Origin of the sequence: Sedimentibacter sp. MB35-C1, assembly GCF_030913635.1 — a bacterium.
Lineage (GTDB): Bacteria > Bacillota > Clostridia > Tissierellales > Sedimentibacteraceae > Sedimentibacter.
The window spans coordinates 336,859-357,876 of the sequence record NZ_CP133188.1; the positions used below are offsets into that span (position 1 = coordinate 336,859).

Consider the following 21,018-nt stretch of genomic DNA (forward strand, 5'->3'; position numbering starts at 1 on the left):
AAGGACGATAAATTTGAAATTAGTAATAATTGAACCATTGGGTGTAGAAAGAGACGTTCTTATCAAAATGGCAGAAGATACACTTGGCAACAAGGTTGAAATTGTTTATTATGACACAAGAGTAACAGATACCGATGAACTGATTAAAAGAGGCAGAGATGCCGATATAATTGCCGTTTCCAACCTTCCTCTAAACAGTGAAGTAATAAACGGATGCAACAATCTAAAAATGCTTGCAGTAGCATTTACAGGTGTGGATCATATTGCTATAGATACCTGCAAAGAAAAAAATATTACGGTTTGCAACTGTGCCGGTTATTCAAATGCCGCAGTAAGTGATTTGGTATTCGGGCTGATAATTTCTATATACAGAAATATAATTCAATGCAACGAAGCCGTAAGAAGATCAGGAACAAAGGATGGTCTGGTAGGCTTTGAGCTTGAAGGCAAAAAATTCGGAGTTGTGGGAACAGGCGCTATAGGAAGCAGAGTATGTGCAATAGCAAAGGCATTTGGCTGCCAGGTATATGCTTACTCAAGAACAGTAAAAAATGTTGACGGAGTACACTATGTTGATTTGGACACATTGCTGTCAACCTGCGACATTATTTCACTCCATGTTCCTCTGAACGATTCTACAAAACATTTAATAAACAGAGAAAAAATCTCATTAATGAAGAAAAGCACCATATTGATAAATACTGCCAGAGGGCCTGTTGTTGACAGTGATGCCCTTGCAGAAGCTTTGAATACCGAAAAAATTGCAGGTGCAGGTATAGATGTTTTTGAAACCGAACCTCCAATTTCTGAGAGTCATCCTCTTTTACAGGCAAAAAATCTCGTAGCCACACCTCATATTGCCTTTGCAACAAAAGAAGCTCTTGTAAAAAGAGCTGTCATAGTATTTGAAAATATAAAAGCATACTTAAACGGCAAGCCTCAAAATGTAATGAACAAATAATTTTGGCATTGAATGCAAAAAGTTCCGAAAAAAATTTCGGAACTTTTTTATATGAAATATGAATATATCAGAATCAATAGGTTATATTTTATTAATTTTAGAGGGATTACTGACATATTTCATATAGACTAAATAGCATATTCAACAGATTTTTCTTCTTGGTTCTTAAATAACCTAAATATATTTTTAAGCAGCTTGAAACAATTTTTTACGGTCTTTTTATCTTCATCATCAATTAGAGGGTTCAATTCCACAAAATCCATTGAAGCTATGTGTACACCGCCTATTAATTGTGCAAAAATATTTTCGCCTTCCTCCAGGCTGAATCCTTCTGAAACAGCTGTTCCGGTTCCGGGCACCAATGATTTATCCAGCGCATCTATATCAAAGCTGAGATGTACTGCATCCACACCGGAATTCTTTATTTTGTTTGTAATTTCCTTAAGAGTATTATCTAACCCGTTTTTGCGCACATCATCCATTGTATACAAATTTAGTTTAGATTTTTTTGCCAGTTCATATTCACCTGGGTCTATATCTCTCGCCCCTAAAATATAAACATTCTCCGGCTTAACTTTCTGTCCATTGTAATAAATATTTGTCAGTGCAGGATTTCCAAAATTCATTGACGCTGCAAGAGGCATTCCGTGAATGTTGCCTGAAGGCGATGTGTCTTCTGTATTTATGTCACCATGTGCATCAACCCATATTACTGCTATTTCTTTAAAGTACTTACTTGTTCCGGCAATGCTTCCCATTCCAAGCGAATGGTCTCCGCCTACTATAAAAGGAATTGCTCCTTCGCTTATTGAGCTGTACACAGCCTCCGCAAGATTATTATTGTATTCTGCAATCGGATTAAGGTATTTTAATTTACTGCTTCCTGAATATTTTTCTTCAGGTGAGGCAAAAGGTATTTCAATGTCTCCCTTATCGCATACATCATGGCCTTCCTCTTTAATTAATTCTACAATTCCATTTTTTTTGAATGTTTCCGGACCAAACTGGGCTCCCTCTCTATCACAGCCGTAGTTTATCGGTACGCTAATTAAATTAAATTTCATGCAACACCCTCCCTTTATTTGAATTACATTTATAATTATAAATTATTTGTATATTTATGTCAACATCAACACAAGATATTTTCACCTGCACTTAGTTTTTTCATAGTATTGCATAAAATATATTATATAAAGAAGTTTCTATATACAAAAAAATCCCGGCTTTATTTCAGCCGGAACCTTCTATCAATGATGGTATAATTTTAAACTTTATTCTTTTAACACAGACATTCCTTTTGTTTTTTCGTCTAAAGACTTCCCATATCTTAGTCTAATTTCATTATTTAATTTCTCAGCCAAGGAATTGGCCTTATCTTCTGAAGCCTTTAAATTTACGACAGATACAACAAAATCAATGTCCTGAATTTCACTCACTTCTCCGTTATCATAAAATTCGTCTATGGTTAGTGCTATTGCATCTGTAATATCTCTATGCATTAAATTACGCAGTTTAAGTTCAGAACTGCTGCCGATCTCTGCTTCAATTACTCTGTTAAACCTATTTACCGTATATTTAACGGAAGGATTGCTGTTTAAGCTTATATAGCTTGATGGTGTTATATATAAATATCCGCCGTAAGCCGAAGCACCGAATATGGCAGCAAAGAACATAAGATAGCATGACAATTTCACCAGAATTTTAATTGATTTTTTCATTTGTCTTTTCTTCCTTTCAGCCATTATAAGTTAAAGATATGTCTTACTCATGACAGGATATCTGAAAATTTCGTCCTGCAATGCGGAATAAATGCAGCCAAAACACACACGAACATGCATAGTACCTGACTGAACATTAATGCAGCAGCGGGCTTTTTCAGCAGTCTGAGGTATGCTATATATACCACTATATTATTCTGTCCAAACAAAATTATGAATAAAAAAAGCACCCTTATTAGAGTGCCCTATTGAATTTTTTTTATAATTGTGCTCGATATTTTTTTATCGGCATATTACCAATGTACAGTCGAATCTTCTTCATGCTTCTTAAGTCTAGAATTTCTCAAGTACAGCGTAAAGTCTATTGTTATCATAATAAAGTTAATGACGTATAAATAAACAACACTATCGTAAGAATAGAAAAGTTTATGCAAAATTCCAAAAGTATATCCCATTAGAAGGATTACCAAAAATACCGGACTCTTTCCTTCTATTGATTTTGATTTGTAGGATCTGTAAATAGAAAATGGCCATGCTGATCCGAAACAAAGAAGCATTAATGTTTCAAAAATACTCATATTCCCTCCAATATAGATGTTGATTATATAATCAACAAAATACTTTAACATTATATAACAGAAACATTTATAAATCTACTAAAATATTGCCGGTTATTCAAATAAATATTCTTATAAATCAATAAAATCCCAAACATATGTTGGGATCTTATTTCCAGGTAATCTTTACTGATTACTAATCATAGCCTCTATATTTTTCCGGTTCTGGCAGCTTCGTATTGTTTTGGCCATGTTGCTATATTGCTTAACTTTTCGTCTGCATATAGAGGCCAATACGGGTTTTTTAAAAATGCGCGGCCTATAAATACAAGATCAGCTCTTCTGTTACGCAATATTTCTTCGGCCATTTGTGGCTCAATTATCAAACCTCCAGTTATTACAGGAAGTTCTGTTTTTTCTTTTATTTTTTCCGCAAGCCTGATCTGGTAGCCTTGAAATCTCTCGGGCACGATGTTCACAACCCCTCCGGAGCTTACATCTATCAAATTGATTCCTTCGTCTTTCACCATATTTATCATCTCCGCAAGGTCTTCCGGGCGATTGCCTTCTTCATCATATTCCTCAGCAGAAACTCTCAGTAAAAGCGCCTTTTCTTCAGTCCACACTTTTCTTACTTCTCTTATAACCTCTTTAAGAAATCTTGCCCTTCTCTCTTTACTTCCCCCATATTCGTCAGTTCTTTTATTTGTTAACGGTGATAAGAACTGGTTTATTAAATACCCGTGGGCACCGTGTATTTCTATTACATCGTAGCCTGCTCTAACACACCTTTCTGCTGCATATCCGAATGATTTAATTACTTCATGTATTTCTTCCGTCGTCATTTCAGCTGGAATTCTGTATCTGTCACTGTATGCTATTGAACTCGGAGCAATTATTCTTTCATTTTCAGCTTCGCACTTTCTCCCTGCATGATTAAGCTGAATTCCGATTTTAGCGCCATATTTTTTACATGCATCCACAATCTTTTTTAGCCCTTCGACTTGAGAATCCTCCCAAATTCCCAAATCAGATGAGGAAATTCTTCCCTCGGGTTCAACTGCTGTTGCTTCCTGAATAATTAGCCCTGCTCCTCCCACAGCTCTCGTTGCGTAGTGTAAAACGTGCCATTCAGTTACCTTACCGTCATTTTCTGAAGAATACATACACATCGGCGCCATGACAATCCGATTCTTTAATTCTAAATTTTTAATTATGTAATTTGAAAATAATCTCGACATTTTATCCTCCGTTTATATATATTATACCAAATAAAGAGCAACCTAAACCACTTATATTACGGTATCCGGGCAGCAAAAATATAACGTGGCTGATATACCGTAAAAAAAGTATTCCGCACTTATATAATCGGCTGCCCCCCGGACAATGCTCCGTATCTTTGACTTCTGTATACCTCCACGATGGTGTTCCATGTATCTGCGTCTAAAATTCCTGTGGGTTCCATACCTTGTGTCCCTTGGAAATCCTGCACAGCACGACGTGTATTTTCATCATATACTCCGCTTGGCTCAAATGGAGGAATTGCAGGAATGATCAGCGAAATATAATACAGCATTTCCTGAATAATATAAATCAGAGGACTTTCATCACCTGGTTTGAATTCAACACCGGGCCATCTAAATCTTGGAAGATATACAGCTTCCTCAGGTAATGAGTCAAGTATACCAAACAGGCTGGACATCAAGGTGTCAAAAGTTTCTCTGCTAACAACACCTGTCGGTTCAAAGCCCATTGATCTTTGGAAATCCATAACCGAGTTTCTCGTTCGTTCATCAAAAAACCCTGTTATAGGAACACTGCGTATGGATGGATAATAGGCCGATAAAACATTTAAAGCATATTGTATTAATTCTATTTCCGCCCTTATGTCTCCCTCAAGATATGCCTCCTCTGTTATTCCATCCATCTGGCTTATTAAATTTTCCTGTGTCGTAAGCTCAGCAAGCCTTGTAATCGAAGTATATCTTTGCATTATCATATACCACGTAGCTTTATCTATATCTCCGGTAACAGGAAGATTAAATATACTTTGAAAAGCCCTTACGGCATCCTCTGTGGATTGGTTAAAACTCCCTGTAATAGGCTTAATTTGAGGAATTCCAGGATAATTAACCCTTATTCTGTCCAAATAAAGTTGCATTCTTAAAACATAGATATTCGAATCTCCAAGCTGGAATACTTCACCGGGAAAAGAATTTTCGGTATTTCCTATGGGTGTACCAGTTTCAAGATTTATATCTTCTCCATAATAGTATCTTAATATTTCTATAGGCGAATAACCTGCAGCTGACAAGTCAACTGTTCCCCATTGCTGCAAGCCTTCACACTGTAATATTTTCCCATCGCAAAACTTGGCATATAGTGGCTGCATTTGGCCATCCCTGGCAATATAGTGAGTGAAAACCTCATCAGCTACAGCATTTATTGTGTCAAACAATCCTCTGTTTAGGATAAACTCCTGATCGTATTGGGGAGAGCTTGTAATATCAAAATCATATCCCCTGGATCTGTACCATTCCGTATAAATCCTGTTTAGAGCAAACGATGTAATTGCGTGCACGTTAGCTTTTAAAGCAGATTCCGGCCATGTTGGATATAACTCGCTGGATGCAACATTTTTAATGTAATACAGAAAAGGAACGGTTACATCCTCAGCTTCCTCATTAGGGTTACCCAAATGAACAGTTATAGTGTTTGGAATCGTAATGTTGTATAAATTATCTAAGTCTTGTGCTGCTTGATTCAAATACTTTATTGCATTATTTTTCAAATTATTTTTAAACATATTTTCTCCCATTCCTGTCACATCAATACATATAAAATAAAACACATTGTATTCTAATACTTAATATATGCTAAAATTTTGACTTTGATTATAATTAAGCATAAAGTTTTACCTTAAGGAGTAAGAATTTACATTCGGCAAATAATTAGCATTCAACAACTGTCTTGTTTGCATTAATTCATTATGATATAATAAATGTGGCGGACAGAACAAAACCTTGTTAGTTTACACAATCTAGTATTCGCATATATACCAAGCAAACTGATTAGAAGATTGTGCATTTGGTATTATATTTCAAAGAAACAACCTTCAATCTTGATGGCTTTGCCATCAATCTGAGGGGTATACCTACTCCTCAAATTTTATAAAGGAGCAAAAATGAAAATGAATAATTTTATTGAAAAATTAATAAACTTAATCGATAATTCAAAAAAAACGAATAATCAGTTTGAGTTTGGAGATCAGGGCTTTAATGAAAAACCTCCTAAAAAGAAAAAAAACACTAAGACACTGCTTATACTTCCTCTTCTGATATTAGTAGTCTACGCCGTTATGTCCTGCCAGTATACAGTTGAAGAATCTGAACAAGCTGTTGTAACAACTCTTGGTAAAGTTACAAGTGTTGAGACAGCCGGATTGCATTTTAAGCTTCCATATCCCGTTCAGAATGTTACAAAGGTAGCAGTAAACAAAACACAAAAACTGCAAATAGGATATGCAAGCGGAAGCGAATCTAAAATTGATGGTTCTACTGTTACGGAAGAATCTAAAATGATAACAGGTGATTTTAATATTGTTAATATTGACTTTTTCATAGAATGGAAAATTTCAGATCCTGTTAAATTTCTTTATAATTCTGATGAACCTTCCCACATCTTGAAAATGATATCTCAATCCTCTGCAAGAAGCATAATAGGTTCTAAAAATGTAGACGGAGTATTGACAACCGAAAAATCAATTATCCAGGCAGAAATAAAAGAAAAAATAATAAATAAACTTGAAAGCTATGACCTGGGAGTCCAAATACTTGATGTGAAAATCCAGGACAGTGAACCTCCTACTGCCGATGTTATCAAAGCGTTTAAAGAGGTTGAAACCGCAAAGCAGGAAAAGGAAACACGAATTAATGAAGCTCTGGCTTACAAAAATAAAACATTGCCCGATGCTGAAAGCAAAGCAGACAAATTAATAAGAGACGCGGAATCTTACAAAGAATCTAAAATTAACCAAGCAAGCGGCGAGGTTGCAAGGTTTAATGCAATGTACGAGGAATATGCCAAGAACAAGGGCATAACCAGAACAAGAATGTACTTGGAATCCATCGAGGAAATTTTGCCTGACATAACAGTATACATAGACTCATCAGAAGGCGGAGTGCAGAAACTTCTGCCACTTAAGAGCTTTTCCGAATCTGAGGAAACTACCGGAGGTGAACAATAATGCAGGAAACTAAGAAAAAAAGTAATCTAGGATCATTTTTAAGAGTTTTGATAATTCTATTGCTTGTTGCAGCTTTTGCCAGCACGGCATACATAGTACGAGAAAATGAATACGCGTATATAACCCGTTTCTCCAAATTCGTCAAAATTCAAGACACTGCAGGACTGCACTTTAAAGTTCCCGTGTTTGATAAAGTCGAAAAAATTCCTCAGTACAGAATGAAGTATGACATACCTCCGTCAGAAGTGCTGACAGGAGATAAAAAAACGCTGGTAGTCGACAATTTCGCAGTATGGCAAATTGATAATCCCCAAACATTTATGAGAACTGTAAGCAGAATTTCTGAAATGGAAAACCGAATAGATGCGGTTGTTTACAATGCAGTTAAAAATACTTTAGGTACAATGAACCAAACTGAAATTATAAATTCCGATAACAGCTCAATTGATGACATAAATATAAAAATAACTGATACTGTAAACAGTCAGCTCAAAAACTACGGTGTTTCCACAATAGCAGTTGAAATAAAACGCCTGGATCTGCCAAACGATAACGAAACAGCCGTTTATAACCGAATGATTTCGGAAAGAACTCAAATGGCTGAAAGCTACAGAGCCGAAGGTAACCTTGAAGCAAGTAAGGTTGTAAATGAAACCGACAAAGAAGTTGGAATACTGCTATCAAAAGCAAAGGCGACAGCCGAAGAATTGAAAGGCCAGGGCGAAAGCGAATATATGAAGATAATTGCCGCTGCATATTCAACAGAAGACAGGGTACAATATTATGAGTTTATAAGAAGCCTTGAAGCTCTTAAAACCACTATGCGGGGTGATAAAACAGTTATACTTCCTGCAGACAGTTTCATAGTGAAAGTATTGAACGGAAATTAAAATATACTAAGCTAACCGAGGTGATTTAATGAATTTTGAATATAAAAAAAAGGCATTCCCTCATCTTGTAACAGCACTGGCAGGTTTACTTATAGCAATATTCGGAGTATTTAAATCTGTTTTTTCCGACGGCTCAGGTTATGAACGATTGGTGACGGTACTGGTTGTATTGATTATATATGGTGTGCTTGGAATAATCATAGGAATATGGAAACCGGTTAAAACTTTTATATTCCTTCCATGGCTCAGCCTGCCAGGTGTTCTTGTTCTTATATTCTCAATGAGCCGAGATGGGTTCAAAGTATTTTACATTCCGTATATAATTCTTATAATCACTGTTTCAGACTTTGGTCTATATACAGGTAAATCATTCAAACGAAAAAAATAGTACAGCAAAACTGGGACCGGTCAAAGACCGGTCCCAGCTAGTTATATATCCATCTTATTCAAAATATCTCTGAGAAGCTTAGCTTCTTCCTTGCTCAGCGTAACTCCTTTGCCCATTCTTTCATGTTCAGGCGACCATTCCCTTATGTCAAATTTAGGTTCTCTGTCATTCCAGCTTACCATATTAAGCTCCTTAGTCCATCCTCTTGATGATTCTGAAAGAATAGCTAATTCTTCTGTTATTTCATATTTTATTCCTGCCATGATTTTCTCCTTCTAGTCAATTTTTAAGTATTCTTTTAATGCTTTATCATAATATTCTTTCGTTTTTTTATCAAAGCACACAATTGATGCCTTTTCTACTGAATTTTCAATGCTTTGAAATTCTATTATGGCTTTTACAGCAATCTTTGATGCTATTTCTAAGGGAAATGCATATGCTCCCGTACTGATTGAAGGGAATGCAACGTAACGGCAATTATATTTTTCGGCGAGAAGCAGGATGTTCTTGTAACAGGACGCCAGAAGACTTTCCTCATTATCGCTTCCTCCATGCCATATAGGTCCAACAGTATGTATAACATATTTTGCCGGCAGCCTGTATCCTTTAGTTATTTTTGCCATTCCGGTTTCACAGCCTCCAAGAGCCCGGCATTCGTGCAGAAGCTCCGATCCCGCTGCGCGATGTATGGCTCCGTCAACTCCGCCTCCTCCAAGCAATGAATTATTTGCTGCATTAACAATAGCATCTGCCTCTACCATTGTAATATCTCCTGACAAAATTTCCAGTTCCACAATCTCACCTCCAATTAATTGTACTTTTTCCTGAGTTTCTTATCCACAATAATTTTAACCCAATATTGTAATTATTTCACTATTTATTTTGATGCAATATCTGTACTCTGTTTATTGAAAACACCAATATTTTCTATTCTGTCAAATGCTTCTTTCAATATGTCTTTGTTTACCGTACATGCAATTCTTAGATACCCTTCGCCGCATTCTCCAAAGGCATTTCCCGGCAGAACAAGAACATGAGCCTGCTGTAGAATTACTTTGGCAGCTTCCTCCGATGTAAGTCCTGTTTGCTTAATGTTTACAAATAAGTAGAAAGTTCCTTTCGGCGGATAAATAACGTGCATATTATTAATCTTGTTAATCCTTTCAGCTGCATACAACGTTCTGCTTCGGTATTCCTCTATCATTTCAGGCTGAATTATATTTCTGTTCCTGAGAGCATGAATCGCAGCTCTCTGCGAAACAGACGGCGCCGTAAAAACCACGTTTTCATTAATCTGGCTTATAACATTTATTATATAGTCCGGAGCAATTATACTTCCAACTCTCCATCCCGTCATCGTAAAATTCTTTGAAAATGAATTCAGGATTATGGTTCTTTCCCTCATGCCGTTCAGTGATGCAAAAGGGATAAACGGGCTATCATAGCTGAATGCAGTATATATATCATCCGCTATAACAATTAAATCGTACTTTTCAGCTATTCTTGCTATTGCTTTCATAGATGCATCTGTCAGACAGCTTCCTGTAGGATTAGACGGGGTATTTATTATCAACGCCTTAGTTTTTGCAGTAATCAGATTTTCCAGCCTCTTTTCATTTATCTGAAAATCCTCTTCTTCATATGTGGGAAGTTCAACAGGTATTCCTCTTGCTAGCTTTACCTGCTGAGGATACGGCGTAAAAAACGGTGCCTGCAATATTACCTCATCCCCGTCATCAATTACCGCTTCAAGAACCAAGTACATGCCATGACACGCCGACGTTGATACAAACACTTCCTCATCCTTCACCTTCATGCTGTATTCGTCCATGTAGAATTTGCATATTTCTCTGCGAAGTTCAGCGTCACCTCTAAAGTCAGTGTACTTTGTGTGTCCAGATTTTGCATCCTTAAAGGCATTGTCAATAATTATATCATGAGTAATCAGATCCGGGTCACCAAGACTTAAATTAATGCAATCATCAAATGTTTTAGATAATTCATCTGACTGTCCCATTGCAGTTGACTGTTCACTCCAATATCTCTTAGCAATAAATTTGCGCTTCATTTTTTCACCGCTATATTTCTCTTAAAAATTCAGCAAATTTATCTAATCCATCTTTTAATGTCTTCGAATCAAAAGCGTACCCTATCCTTACACACCCTTCCATTTCAAAGCATGAACCTGGAGTAAACAAAACTCCTTTTTCCCTGAGCAATTTTACACACAATTCATATGACGGAAGTTCCTTATTATAGTATACAAGAGCTGTAGTTCCGGCTACAGGCTTTATATAGTAAACTTCCGGTGTATCCTGCACCCATTGATCAAGTATTTCTCTGTTCTTGAACAATATATTTCTATTTCTCTCAAATATTTTTTCCTTGTTCGTAAGAGCCATGGAAGCAAATAAGTCATCAAGAACTCCGCAGCTTATAGTATCGTAATCTCTTCTCTCCAAACATGCATCTATTACTTCCTTACTTCTGGATGCTATCCAGCCCATGCGCAGTCCTGCCAGGGAGAAAATTTTCGACATACTTCCCACCGATATTCCTTTTTCATATAAATCCGTAATTGACGTCATATAGCTTCCATCCTCAGAAATCCCTCTGTACACTTCATCAGATAATATATACGCACCAACACTTTCGGCGATTTCTGCAATTTGCTTCATTTCCTTTTCAGGAATCCAAGATCCTGTAGGATTGTCAGGATTATTAATTGTTATCATTTTCGTATTACTATCAACCAGACTTTTTAAAAGCTCTATGTCCGGCAAGAACTTGTTTTCCGGAGTCAATTGCAGTATTCGTACTTCTGCTCCTATGGATTCCGGAATAGAATAATGCTGCTGGTATGTGGGCATTACCGACACCATATTGTCGCTGGGTTCAAGCATGGAAACAATGACCATGTTGTTTGCGCCTATTGCCCCGTGAGTCGGTATAACCTGCTGTGGTTTAATACTTTTGTACAGACCGGCTACCCCGTTTAAAAAATCAGGCGAGCCGTAAATATGGCTGTATGTCATTCTTGTATCTTTAAGAGATGCAAGATATTCACTCGGATCACGCCCTGACAGCTCAATAAGCTCACCCAACGTCAAAGAATCAATACATGTTTCGCCTAAATTATAAACTGCATCATTTTCAAATTCATTCATCCACTGCTCGACCTTAAATGTCTTTATTTTCATATCTACCCTCCTGCTCATTTAGTTTTACTAATTATATTACAATTTTAGCTGTTTATCTATAAATATTTGTATGTTAGACTATAATAAAGCTTACTGTTTTCTTTTTTGATCCATTTTATATGTTATGAAATATAATATTTAAACTAGAAAAAGCCAAAAGAAATTCCCATTCCTTATGGCTTTGCTTTATTTTTGTTTAAAACCAAAACTTAGTTTTGTAAACAACAAATTTATTTTAAAACCTATATATATCTCCTTTTATTCAGGCACAACACCGACGACTCCAATAACAACTGCAGGAATAATAAAAATAAAAAAAGATATTATTAGAAATATAAATCCTGCTTTCAGTATTTTTTTATATCTTCCACTCTTTATTCTAAGAATAACACTCATCACAAATGGTATAATTGATAAAGCAAATAATATCGGAGATAAATATATAAAAGCCATAAATAGCACATTATCTAAATTGAACATAAATTTCCTCCGATCTATTTATTACCCTTACAGTTAATTAATTCTTGAGAAATTCTAATAATTAAATTCTATTTTATCCTTATTTTCCGATATCAGTCTTTTTATGCTTTCCTCAGGCAAGTTTATGCTTCTCCAGCTGTAATCAGAATCACTGTACATTTTTTTCACATCCTCAATGTATATTCTTGCCCTATTTCTGGTTATAATTTCAACATCATTATCTAACAGCCTCATAATCTGAGGAACCGCATCAGCCGACAAGCTCATTAGATATTCAATGTCCAGGTGATCCGTCTGCCCGGCAAAATACATATCAATATTCCTCTCTGCAACTATTTCATCGATTCTGACAATGTTTAGAGTCATATAAAACATCAGGATCACTAATGCGTAAACAACAAATATGTTAAAATTATACTTGATAATATATACAATGGTTGCCAACAGTCCTATAGCCTCAAATATCAGAAAAATATACACCAGTATTCTTAATCTCGTAAACCCGTAAGCGCTGTCATACAGTGACATCCTGTAAAAAGAAGACACCAGCAATACACCAGTTATCAAACACAGATAAATGAGAAACATTTTTGAAACAACAGCAGACTTGCTCTTTTCAAAATATATCTTATCTTTAAGAAGATTTGTAATCAGCAATATAATAATTATGTTCAAAACACTTAAAAAAACAAGTTCAAAGAATCCACGTCTTGCATATTCCGAATAATTAAGCCCATACGGAATCTCTCCGGAAGAAAACAGATATTTAAACTGAATTGCCATAAACAGCGTGTATATTGCAAGTATAGATACCAAAAAAATATTTATTACAATTATATCTCCGTTGATCTTTTTAGAAGCAAGCTTATTGATATTCTTGAATCCATTGGCATCTCCGCAGTCAAAAACAGAGAACAAGTGTCCAAACAAATATAGCCCCACAAATACCCCTATAGCCATTTTATAGATAAAGAAGAAATCAATAAGCTCTGCAAACCAATTATTAATAGAGATAAACCCTCTGTAAAATATCATATCCGCAGAAGAAAGCATAATTGTCAGAAACATTACACTGGGAATTGATATACCTATTCCAATCAGTATTCTCTTGACGAGTATATTCTTTTCCTTATTTTTTGCTCTTTCCTCTGCCCATTTAATTGGAACCTTGAAATTTGTAAATGGCTTAAAAATATTAGCAATTACTTTAATAAACTCGCTAATATTAAGCATTCTTAATTTCAAGCGATCTGACAACAGCAAAATCATTGCACTGTATAAAAATATAATTGCCAAATAATTTGTATCTTTAAGCATATGATTTGCACTTATAAATCTGTTAAGAGATATGACAAGTATTGGTATCATCAGCATAAGGCCTTTGAAATTCAAAGTTTCCCTTCTGTCCTTTAAAATAAAGGCCAAAGCAGCAAGCTGCAATACAAAGAATAAGAAAATACTTATTCCCGGATCTGGTGTCATAACTAAATAAACATATGAAACAGCGGACATGATTCCGTACAATGATAATCTTAATTTTATTTTGCCTTCCATAATCTTATTTCTCGTCCTCCACATATTCAATAATATCGCCGGGCTGGCATTCTAACGCCTTGCATATTTCTTCAAGAGTTGAAAGTCTTATGGCTTTTGCCTTGTTATTCTTTAATATTGAAAGATTTGCAGGAGTAATATTTATTTTTTCGGCCAGTTCCATAAGCCCTATTTTTCTTTTGGCCATCATAACATCAAGCTGTATAATTATCGACATGGTCACAACCTCCTATACCGTTAAATCATTTTCATCCTTGTAGTAAATTGACTGTTTAAACAAATCTTTCAGTGTAAGGCACAAAAGACATGCTATAACAAAAATTGCAATAATTACTACAGTTGAAACAGTAGGCATGACAATAAGCTTTAAAACATATATCAGCGCAATTACGAGACAGGACATTGCTATTTTTCTCAACGCACCAACATTAGCATGAATAAACGGGTTTCCGTCCATCAATGTTTTAAATATTACTTTCAGCTGCCACATAATATATACAGAACAAATCCCTGATGCCTCCAATACAACCTTAATAAACAAAGCTGCACTGTCTGACGCATTAAAATACTTAAGCAATATCGATGACGAAAAAGGAATCAAAATACAGCAGGCAATTCCTATATAAAATAAAATATCCACACAAACCTTAGTAATATAATGAACAACACTTTTTTGATACATAAGTTCCTCCGATTGTCTTTTTATAATCATAATTATAACAAATATTTTATCTATGTCAACAATTATTTATTGTTTTACGATAAATAATTGTTGAATATTAATAAAAAGCCATTGTACAGCATCAAGATGATATTTCATCCATTAACCGCATAATGGCAGACAGCTAAATATTCTAATAAATAATAACCTTCTGTTTATTTTACAAGCTTTAACTCCATATATCTTGCTCCTTTTACAGGATTATACACATATGGGTCTATATCATAAAAACCAAATCTTTCATACATTTTCTGAGCAGATTTCATATCCGGCAGAGTATCCAGCCTAATAAATTCATATCTCAGCTTGACCGCTCTGTCAATTATTTCAGACAGCAACATTTTGCCTATACCGAACCCTCTGTATTTATCAGAAACATAGAGTCTCTTCATTTCGCACACTTCGTTGGATATTTTGCGTAGGGCGGCACATCCGGCATCTTTTCCATCAACCAGTGCAATAAGCAGAGCTCCATCCGGATAGCTGTATTTGCCTGGCAAATTCTCCAATTCTTCGTTGAAATTCTGGAAACAAAGATCTATACCGAGTGTTCCGGCATATTCAAGAAATAATCTGCCGACATCCTCAACCAACTTAGTACCCGTAACATATTTTATTTCTACAACGCCGGCCATTTCATCCTCCAATTTAATAAATATATTTGAATTGTTCCGAATGGTACAAAATCCCCTTACACAAAGCTGTTTCAACATGGTTGTCATAATAATTATATCACATACCGTCCATCCGCTCCATACAAAATAAATTTTTGTCAATTTGAAGTTAAATCTTTGTTGACATATTAAATTTATGATTTATATTATTATTATGGCAATTAATTTTACTGTGAGCTTTCTTTATTTTTACACTACTGATACGCTCTCACATTATTTCATCATTAAGGAGAACAGATAATTATAATGATTAATAGTATATACTCAAGATTAAACTATTACAGACCTCTAAGGTGGAGCAATTTAACATCAGAAAGCTACAGGCATTTAATTCTTTTATTGTTTTGGCCGATTTTTGGAATATTATTTTTCTTGGTTGAGAGAGGAAGCATTACATCTGATTTTCACATCGTACACTGTGCACTGGATGATATAATTCCATTCTGCGAATATTTTTTGATTCCATATCTGTTTTGGTTTATATTTATTTTGGGAATTATGATATATTCACTTCTGTTTGATATAGATGCGTTTAAAAATTTTATGTACTATACAATAATCACATATTCCATAACAATACTTATTTATTTCTTATACCCTACAGCACAGGAACTCAGACCGGTATCTTTTGAAAGGACTAATATATTCACATATTTAATAGGGATCTTTTATGAATTGGATACTAACACAAATGTGTGTCCGTCCCTCCACGTAATCGGTTCCGTTGCCGTCATGCTTGCAGCGTGGAACAGCAGACATTTCAGCACCGCAGCCTGGCGCGCCCTTTTTCTCACAGCCACCCTTTTAATCAGCATATCCACAGTATTTCTTAAACAACATTCTGTCATAGATGTTTTTGCGGCATTGCCTGTTTGCTTTTTAGCATACAAGGCAGTTTACGGAGAGAAATTTAAAGCATATATTACGAGCATGAAAGCATATGGGCGAGCGCAGTGAACCACCGAAAATGCACATATGCAAATTTACCCATGACAAATTATTTACATTTGTATAAAGGTACTCTCGATATTCAATCTGACCTAAATGGAGTATGCTATATAAATATTGATAATGGTATAAATGCTGCAGGAGAAGAAATAAGAAAGGAATTGGAGTCTATATTTTAACGATTAGGATAACCTATAAATGATATAGGTTATTTTATGTTTCACTATTAATGTACTGCAAAATATCCATTTTTTAATATTATGTTAAATATTGTCGTAAAAAGATTGTACCAAAAAAACATTTAAACATAAGTTAGAAAGCAAAAATGATAAGTATAATGGCTATATCCTTTCTTGTCAGGGAGAGCCTCCTTACTTATAACCTTGACAACATAGGTGCTGAAATTCAGTGAATAAGTACAAAAGCTCCCCGATACTTCTAGCCATAATTGTTATTAACGCCAATAAATATATATTGCATATCTATTTACGTTGTACATAAAGTGCGCTCATTACATTCTAAACACAGCTTTGCTGGTCTTTTTATCAAATTTTATATATCCACCCAAAAATGTTATTAACCACCTAAGCGGAACATAAAACCTGTCGTTATATAAAATAGGAGGTGAGTCCAAAACAATTTCTTTTTCATTAACAGTCATCTTATCCGATCCGATTGTAAGCTCAATATCCATAGACAGCGGCTGTACTGATGCAAATCCTACGCCGTATATTTTATCGGCGCCTTCAATTCCTAAGTCTTTTGTATTCATTTTAATTTGCTCATATAATTTTTGCTCTGATATTCTTTCTCCAAACTTGATTTTATGCCTGCTGGCTAGCAAGCAAGCTATTCCGGACACTAACGGAGTTGCCATACTTGTTCCTGATAGTGATACATATCCTCCGCCATTATTTGCACCGATTATGTCTACCCCTATTTGACATACATCAACATGGTTTCCGGTAGTTGTAAATTTAGCTTGTTTTTGATTTACATCAACAGCACCTACAGCTACTACTTCATCGAAATATGCAGGATACCTTTTCTCTTCTTCTCCTGTATTTCCCATTGAACAAACTACGAGAATTCCCTCTTCAACGCATTTGTTTATTTCACTTTCAAAGCGACTTAGATAGCTTCCAAAAATACTCTTAGTCCCGCTTAGCGACATTGATATAACATCAACTTTCTCACCTTTTGTACTTCGCCACTCTCTGGCCCATTTAACACCATCTACTACATCCAATATTCGATTTGTACAACCATTTTCATCGAGTGCCTTAACCGGCAATATTTTGGTCTGTGGAGCAATTCCCACATTTTTTCCTGCAATGCTTGATGCTACATGCGTACCATGACCTCCGTCATCCTTCCAATTATATGCATCATTATAACTTTTATTTAAGTTTCTACCCTCAAGTAACCTTTCTTCAAATTCTTCATGCTTTGATACTCCTGTATCAATTACAGCACAAATTGTTCCCTGACCGTAGTATCCCTGTGAGTAAAATGATTGACGCCCACTGTATTCTAAAAATTTTAAATCATCTATTCCAAAGTTTGCATCGTCAAATTTCTTTTTAACAATGTATTCGTCTAATAACTTCATAATCATTTCTCCTTTTGGAAAAAACTTATTTACTCCATACTGCAGTTTATGCTTGTTATTTATGCTTGTCTAATAACTGCCGCATTTGCATTTGTTTCCGTAATCTGGCTAATTTGATTTAAAGAATGAGTTTTAGCACTAAAAAAGAAGCATGTTTCCAAGCTTCTTAGTTAGCTAAATATTAAATTTAAAAAGAGAATATCCTATCTCAAAATTATTGCTATATATGTTTATTTAATGCCTTTTTTATACGCACTAAAGCCTCTACAATATACTTATTAGGACATGCCAAATTCCATCGTTCAAATTCTTCTCCACACTCACCAAATATGTAGCCTTCATCGAAAAATACTTCAGCCTCCATATGAAGAATTTTTTCAAGCTCATGACATTCTATTCCTAAAGCACCAAAATCCATCCACAACAAATATGTACCTTGTAAATCATATACTTTAATTTGAGGGAATTCTTTTGCAAAGAAATCGACAATAGTCTGTCTGTTTTTCTCAATTAGTGCCTTCAACTGTTCAAGCCACTCATCACATTCATTGTATGCAGCTTTACAAGCCTCATATCCTAAAATATTACACTTTGGATTTACAGATGTTGTCTTTAACTCTGCAATGAATTTTTCTCTAAGCATTGCATTTGGGATAATGATATTTGATGTCTGCAGACCTGCTATATTAAAAGTTTTGCTTGGTGCTGTTAACACTAAACAATTCTGTTCAAAGTCTTTTGAGAGTGTAGCAAAAACTGTATGACAGTATCCAGGGGACACAAAGTCAAAATGAATTTCATCCGACACAACAATTACATTGTTTGCTAAACATATTTCACCTATCTTTATTAATTCATCCTTTGTCCATACTCTGCCGCATGGATTATGAGGGCTACATAATATCAATAGCTTTGTATTTTCATCTTTTGCTTTTGCTTCAAAATCTTCAAAATCTATCTCGTATGTATTTCCAACTGGTTTCAACTTATTTTCAACGAGAACTCGTTTATTTGCATCTATCGCACGATACATAGGGTAGTATACCGGTGTCATTAGCATTACGCCTTCACCTTCACTCGTATACGATTTAATGGCTGTGTAAAATGCATCAACTACACCATGAGTGTTGCAAATCCAATCATCTTCAATAGTCCAATTATGTCTTCGTCTTAACCAGCCACAAACAGCTTCTTTATATGAATCACTAGCACTAGCATAACCAAGTATTTCATTATCCAAGAACTCTTTTAATGCATTTACAATTTCAGGTGCTGTCATTATTTCCATGTCTGCAACTGAGAATGGAATTACGTTTTTAGATACATTAGGATTTACTCTCTCCATCTCGTCCCATTTTGCCGAACCTTTTTTATATCTTGATTTTACTGTTTCAAAATTATATTTATTCATGTATATACCCCACTTATTATTAATTATGAAATTTTTTCTGTCTTGTTGCGTTTAATACCTATTCCTGTATATCCGTAAATTATTGCAAATACTATACACAAATAACACATAAATGCCCATGGCAAATATGCCATTGTAGCTACACCCAAACAAGCAGTCATGTATGCGCCAGAGCTAGACCAAGGAATAAGAGGAACGGTAACTGTACCCGCATCTTCCAGTGTTCTCGACAAGTTTTCAGGTGCTAGGCCTCGTTGTGCATAAATATCTTTGAAAAGTTCACCAGGAATAAGAATTGTAAGATGAACAGAACCTGTTGTAAGAGCCAAAGTAAATGTAGATATAACAGTGGACAATATCAAACCACCCTCTGTTTTTACTGAAGATGTTAGTTTATTAAGGATCACTTCTAGACATCCTGCACTACTTAAAATACCAGAGAAGCCAAATGCACATAGAATAAGCAAAATTGTACCCATAATGCTCATCATACCACCTCTGTTTAATAACTTTATTACTTCTGGTATCAACAAATCAGGGTTGAAAGTTTCCATTGTTATCATACCTGTATTAAAACCACTAACGTTTGCAATAAATACGTTACTTATAGATATTCCTTGTATAACAATTGCTTCAATGCTTGCTACTAGTGAAGATAAAAGCATAACAGGTATAGACGGCATTTTCATTATAGAACCAGCAAGAACTATAATCATAGGTAATAAAATAATGATATTCCAGTTATACATAGAATCTAAATTATTAATCATATTAACTACTGTTTCAGAAGTAGCACTACCTGCTGAAGGGCTTGTAAGTCCTAAAACTGCATATATAACAAGTCCTATTAAACTAGAAGGTATTGTTGTCCAAAACATATGCTTAATATGTTCATATAGGTCTCCTCCTGATACCAATGGAGATAGATTTGTTGTATCTGATAAAGGAGACATCTTATCACCGAAGTATGAACCTGCTACAACTGCACCTGCAACCGCTGCAAGATTGCTTCCAAAGCCAGTTGCTATACCTATTATAGCAACTCCTACCGTACTTACAGAACTCCATGATGAACCGGTTGCAACGGATACGATGGCACATAACAGAAAAGCTGTAACTAGTAGCCAACGTGGACTTATAATCTGTACACCGTAGTAAATAAGCATTGGTATAGTACCGCTAGCCATCCAACTACCTATAATGGTACCTACAATAATCAAAAGTAGCAATGCACCCATGCTCTTGTGAATTTTGCTAGCTATTTCCTCCAACATTTCATCCCAAGTTACTCCAACACGAACTGCAATAATAGAAGTTATTCCTGCTGCTAAAAGCATCAATATTTCTATTCGCAGATTATAGACACCCTTTCCTATAATAACAATAACAAGCATTGCTATCAGTGGTAAAAGCGCCTCCCACATTTTGGGCTTTCTTTTAGCTTTAACACTTTTTTTCATCTTAACACTCCTTCAATTTAGATAAACTAGAAAAACTTTTCTGCAATCGATTACTTTTAAAGTATAGATTACTATCTTACTATTGTAAAATGCATAATTAACGTATATAATTATAAATATAGCTTTATATTTTAATAAAATTAAATAAAAATCAAGAAATTTTTCTCAAATCCATGTATCATTATTTTTCAGAATCTA

22 protein-coding genes are annotated in these 21,018 nt (G+C 35.1%); 5 read left to right on the forward strand and 17 right to left on the reverse strand.

What is annotated here, in order from left to right:
- Positions 1 to 13 precede the first annotated feature (13 nt).
- Positions 14 to 961, forward strand: coding sequence for a 2-hydroxyacid dehydrogenase (locus RBQ61_RS01575; protein ID WP_308138790.1), 948 nt, complete (start codon positions 14 to 16; stop codon positions 959 to 961).
- A gap of 128 nt (positions 962 to 1,089) precedes the next feature.
- Here RBQ61_RS01575 and rocF read toward each other — a convergent pair whose 3' ends face one another.
- The 5 genes from rocF to RBQ61_RS01600 all read right to left on the reverse strand — a co-directional run bounded on the left by rocF (position 1,090) and on the right by RBQ61_RS01600 (position 6,042).
- Complete coding sequence (rocF, locus tag RBQ61_RS01580) at positions 1,090 to 2,025, reverse strand: arginase (RefSeq protein ID WP_308138791.1); 936 nt, start codon at positions 2,023 to 2,025, stop codon at positions 1,090 to 1,092.
- A 207-nt stretch (positions 2,026 to 2,232) separates the two neighbouring features.
- Positions 2,233 to 2,679 carry a hypothetical protein gene (locus RBQ61_RS01585; protein ID WP_308138792.1) on the reverse strand — a complete coding sequence of 149 codons (447 nt, stop codon included), beginning with the start codon at positions 2,677 to 2,679 and terminating at the stop codon, positions 2,233 to 2,235.
- A gap of 293 nt (positions 2,680 to 2,972) precedes the next feature.
- The gene (locus RBQ61_RS01590; protein WP_308138793.1) at positions 2,973 to 3,257 is read right to left on the reverse strand and encodes a hypothetical protein; all 285 of its coding nucleotides are present in this window, start codon (positions 3,255 to 3,257) and stop codon (positions 2,973 to 2,975) included.
- 188 nt (positions 3,258 to 3,445) lie between these two features.
- Complete coding sequence (gene namA / locus RBQ61_RS01595; protein WP_308138794.1) at positions 3,446 to 4,477, reverse strand: NADPH dehydrogenase NamA; 1,032 nt, start codon at positions 4,475 to 4,477, stop codon at positions 3,446 to 3,448.
- A 119-nt stretch (positions 4,478 to 4,596) separates the two neighbouring features.
- The gene (locus tag RBQ61_RS01600; RefSeq protein ID WP_308138795.1) at positions 4,597 to 6,042 is read right to left on the reverse strand and encodes a peptidoglycan-binding protein; all 1,446 of its coding nucleotides are present in this window, start codon (positions 6,040 to 6,042) and stop codon (positions 4,597 to 4,599) included.
- A gap of 378 nt (positions 6,043 to 6,420) precedes the next feature.
- Here RBQ61_RS01600 and hflK point away from each other — a divergent pair, with 378 nt between their 5' ends.
- From hflK to RBQ61_RS01615, 3 genes are read left to right on the forward strand one after another with little or no spacing between them, the layout of a single operon-like run.
- Positions 6,421 to 7,482, forward strand: a complete 1,062-nt coding sequence (hflK, locus tag RBQ61_RS01605; protein WP_308138796.1) for an FtsH protease activity modulator HflK — start codon at positions 6,421 to 6,423, stop codon at positions 7,480 to 7,482.
- Positions 7,482 to 8,372: a protease modulator HflC gene (hflC, locus tag RBQ61_RS01610; protein WP_308138797.1), complete on the forward strand. Its 891-nt coding sequence runs from the start codon at positions 7,482 to 7,484 to the stop codon at positions 8,370 to 8,372. Before hflK ends, hflC begins: the two co-directional genes overlap by 1 nt.
- Before the next feature lie 28 nt (positions 8,373 to 8,400).
- Complete coding sequence (locus RBQ61_RS01615) at positions 8,401 to 8,760, forward strand: hypothetical protein (protein ID WP_308138798.1); 360 nt, start codon at positions 8,401 to 8,403, stop codon at positions 8,758 to 8,760.
- Between the two features lie 41 nt (positions 8,761 to 8,801).
- Here the strand turns inward: RBQ61_RS01615 and RBQ61_RS01620 are convergent, their stop codons facing one another.
- The 9 genes from RBQ61_RS01620 to RBQ61_RS01660 all read right to left on the reverse strand — a co-directional run bounded on the left by RBQ61_RS01620 (position 8,802) and on the right by RBQ61_RS01660 (position 15,350).
- Positions 8,802 to 9,023 (reverse strand): YdbC family protein, encoded by a 222-nt coding sequence (locus RBQ61_RS01620; protein WP_213927242.1) that lies wholly within the window; start codon positions 9,021 to 9,023, stop codon positions 8,802 to 8,804.
- Positions 9,024 to 9,035: 12 nt separating this feature from the next.
- A complete protein-coding gene (locus tag RBQ61_RS01625; RefSeq protein ID WP_308140083.1) occupies positions 9,036 to 9,557 on the reverse strand; it encodes an O-acetyl-ADP-ribose deacetylase in 522 nt (173 codons plus the stop codon).
- An 80-nt stretch (positions 9,558 to 9,637) separates the two neighbouring features.
- Entirely contained in the window at positions 9,638 to 10,828 is a 1,191-nt protein-coding gene (locus RBQ61_RS01630; protein WP_308138799.1) for a pyridoxal phosphate-dependent aminotransferase, read from the reverse strand.
- Between the two features lie 10 nt (positions 10,829 to 10,838).
- Positions 10,839 to 11,960, reverse strand: a complete 1,122-nt coding sequence (locus tag RBQ61_RS01635) for an aminotransferase (protein ID WP_308138800.1) — start codon at positions 11,958 to 11,960, stop codon at positions 10,839 to 10,841.
- 258 nt (positions 11,961 to 12,218) lie between these two features.
- Positions 12,219 to 12,440, reverse strand: coding sequence for a hypothetical protein (locus RBQ61_RS01640; RefSeq protein ID WP_308138801.1), 222 nt, complete (start codon positions 12,438 to 12,440; stop codon positions 12,219 to 12,221).
- Between the two features lie 54 nt (positions 12,441 to 12,494).
- Positions 12,495 to 13,994 (reverse strand): DUF4153 domain-containing protein, encoded by a 1,500-nt coding sequence (locus tag RBQ61_RS01645; protein WP_308138802.1) that lies wholly within the window; start codon positions 13,992 to 13,994, stop codon positions 12,495 to 12,497.
- A 4-nt stretch (positions 13,995 to 13,998) separates the two neighbouring features.
- The gene (locus tag RBQ61_RS01650) at positions 13,999 to 14,211 is read right to left on the reverse strand and encodes a helix-turn-helix transcriptional regulator (RefSeq protein ID WP_308138803.1); all 213 of its coding nucleotides are present in this window, start codon (positions 14,209 to 14,211) and stop codon (positions 13,999 to 14,001) included.
- Between the two features lie 12 nt (positions 14,212 to 14,223).
- A complete protein-coding gene (locus RBQ61_RS01655) occupies positions 14,224 to 14,676 on the reverse strand; it encodes a DUF2975 domain-containing protein (RefSeq protein ID WP_308138804.1) in 453 nt (150 codons plus the stop codon).
- Between the two features lie 194 nt (positions 14,677 to 14,870).
- The gene (locus RBQ61_RS01660; RefSeq protein ID WP_308138805.1) at positions 14,871 to 15,350 is read right to left on the reverse strand and encodes a GNAT family N-acetyltransferase; all 480 of its coding nucleotides are present in this window, start codon (positions 15,348 to 15,350) and stop codon (positions 14,871 to 14,873) included.
- A gap of 285 nt (positions 15,351 to 15,635) precedes the next feature.
- Here RBQ61_RS01660 and RBQ61_RS01665 point away from each other — a divergent pair, with 285 nt between their 5' ends.
- Entirely contained in the window at positions 15,636 to 16,346 is a 711-nt protein-coding gene (locus RBQ61_RS01665) for a phosphatase PAP2 family protein (protein ID WP_308138806.1), read from the forward strand.
- 502 nt (positions 16,347 to 16,848) lie between these two features.
- Here the strand turns inward: RBQ61_RS01665 and RBQ61_RS01670 are convergent.
- From RBQ61_RS01670 to nhaC, 3 genes are all read right to left on the reverse strand, one after another.
- Positions 16,849 to 17,949 (reverse strand): S8 family serine peptidase, encoded by a 1,101-nt coding sequence (locus RBQ61_RS01670; protein ID WP_308138807.1) that lies wholly within the window; start codon positions 17,947 to 17,949, stop codon positions 16,849 to 16,851.
- Positions 17,950 to 18,169: 220 nt separating this feature from the next.
- Positions 18,170 to 19,360 carry a MalY/PatB family protein gene (locus tag RBQ61_RS01675; RefSeq protein WP_308138808.1) on the reverse strand — a complete coding sequence of 397 codons (1,191 nt, stop codon included), beginning with the start codon at positions 19,358 to 19,360 and terminating at the stop codon, positions 18,170 to 18,172.
- A 23-nt stretch (positions 19,361 to 19,383) separates the two neighbouring features.
- On the reverse strand, positions 19,384 to 20,820 hold the full coding sequence (gene nhaC / locus RBQ61_RS01680) for a Na+/H+ antiporter NhaC (protein WP_308138809.1): 1,437 nt from the start codon (positions 20,818 to 20,820) through the stop codon (positions 19,384 to 19,386).
- Between the last annotated feature and the right edge of the window lie 198 nt (positions 20,821 to 21,018).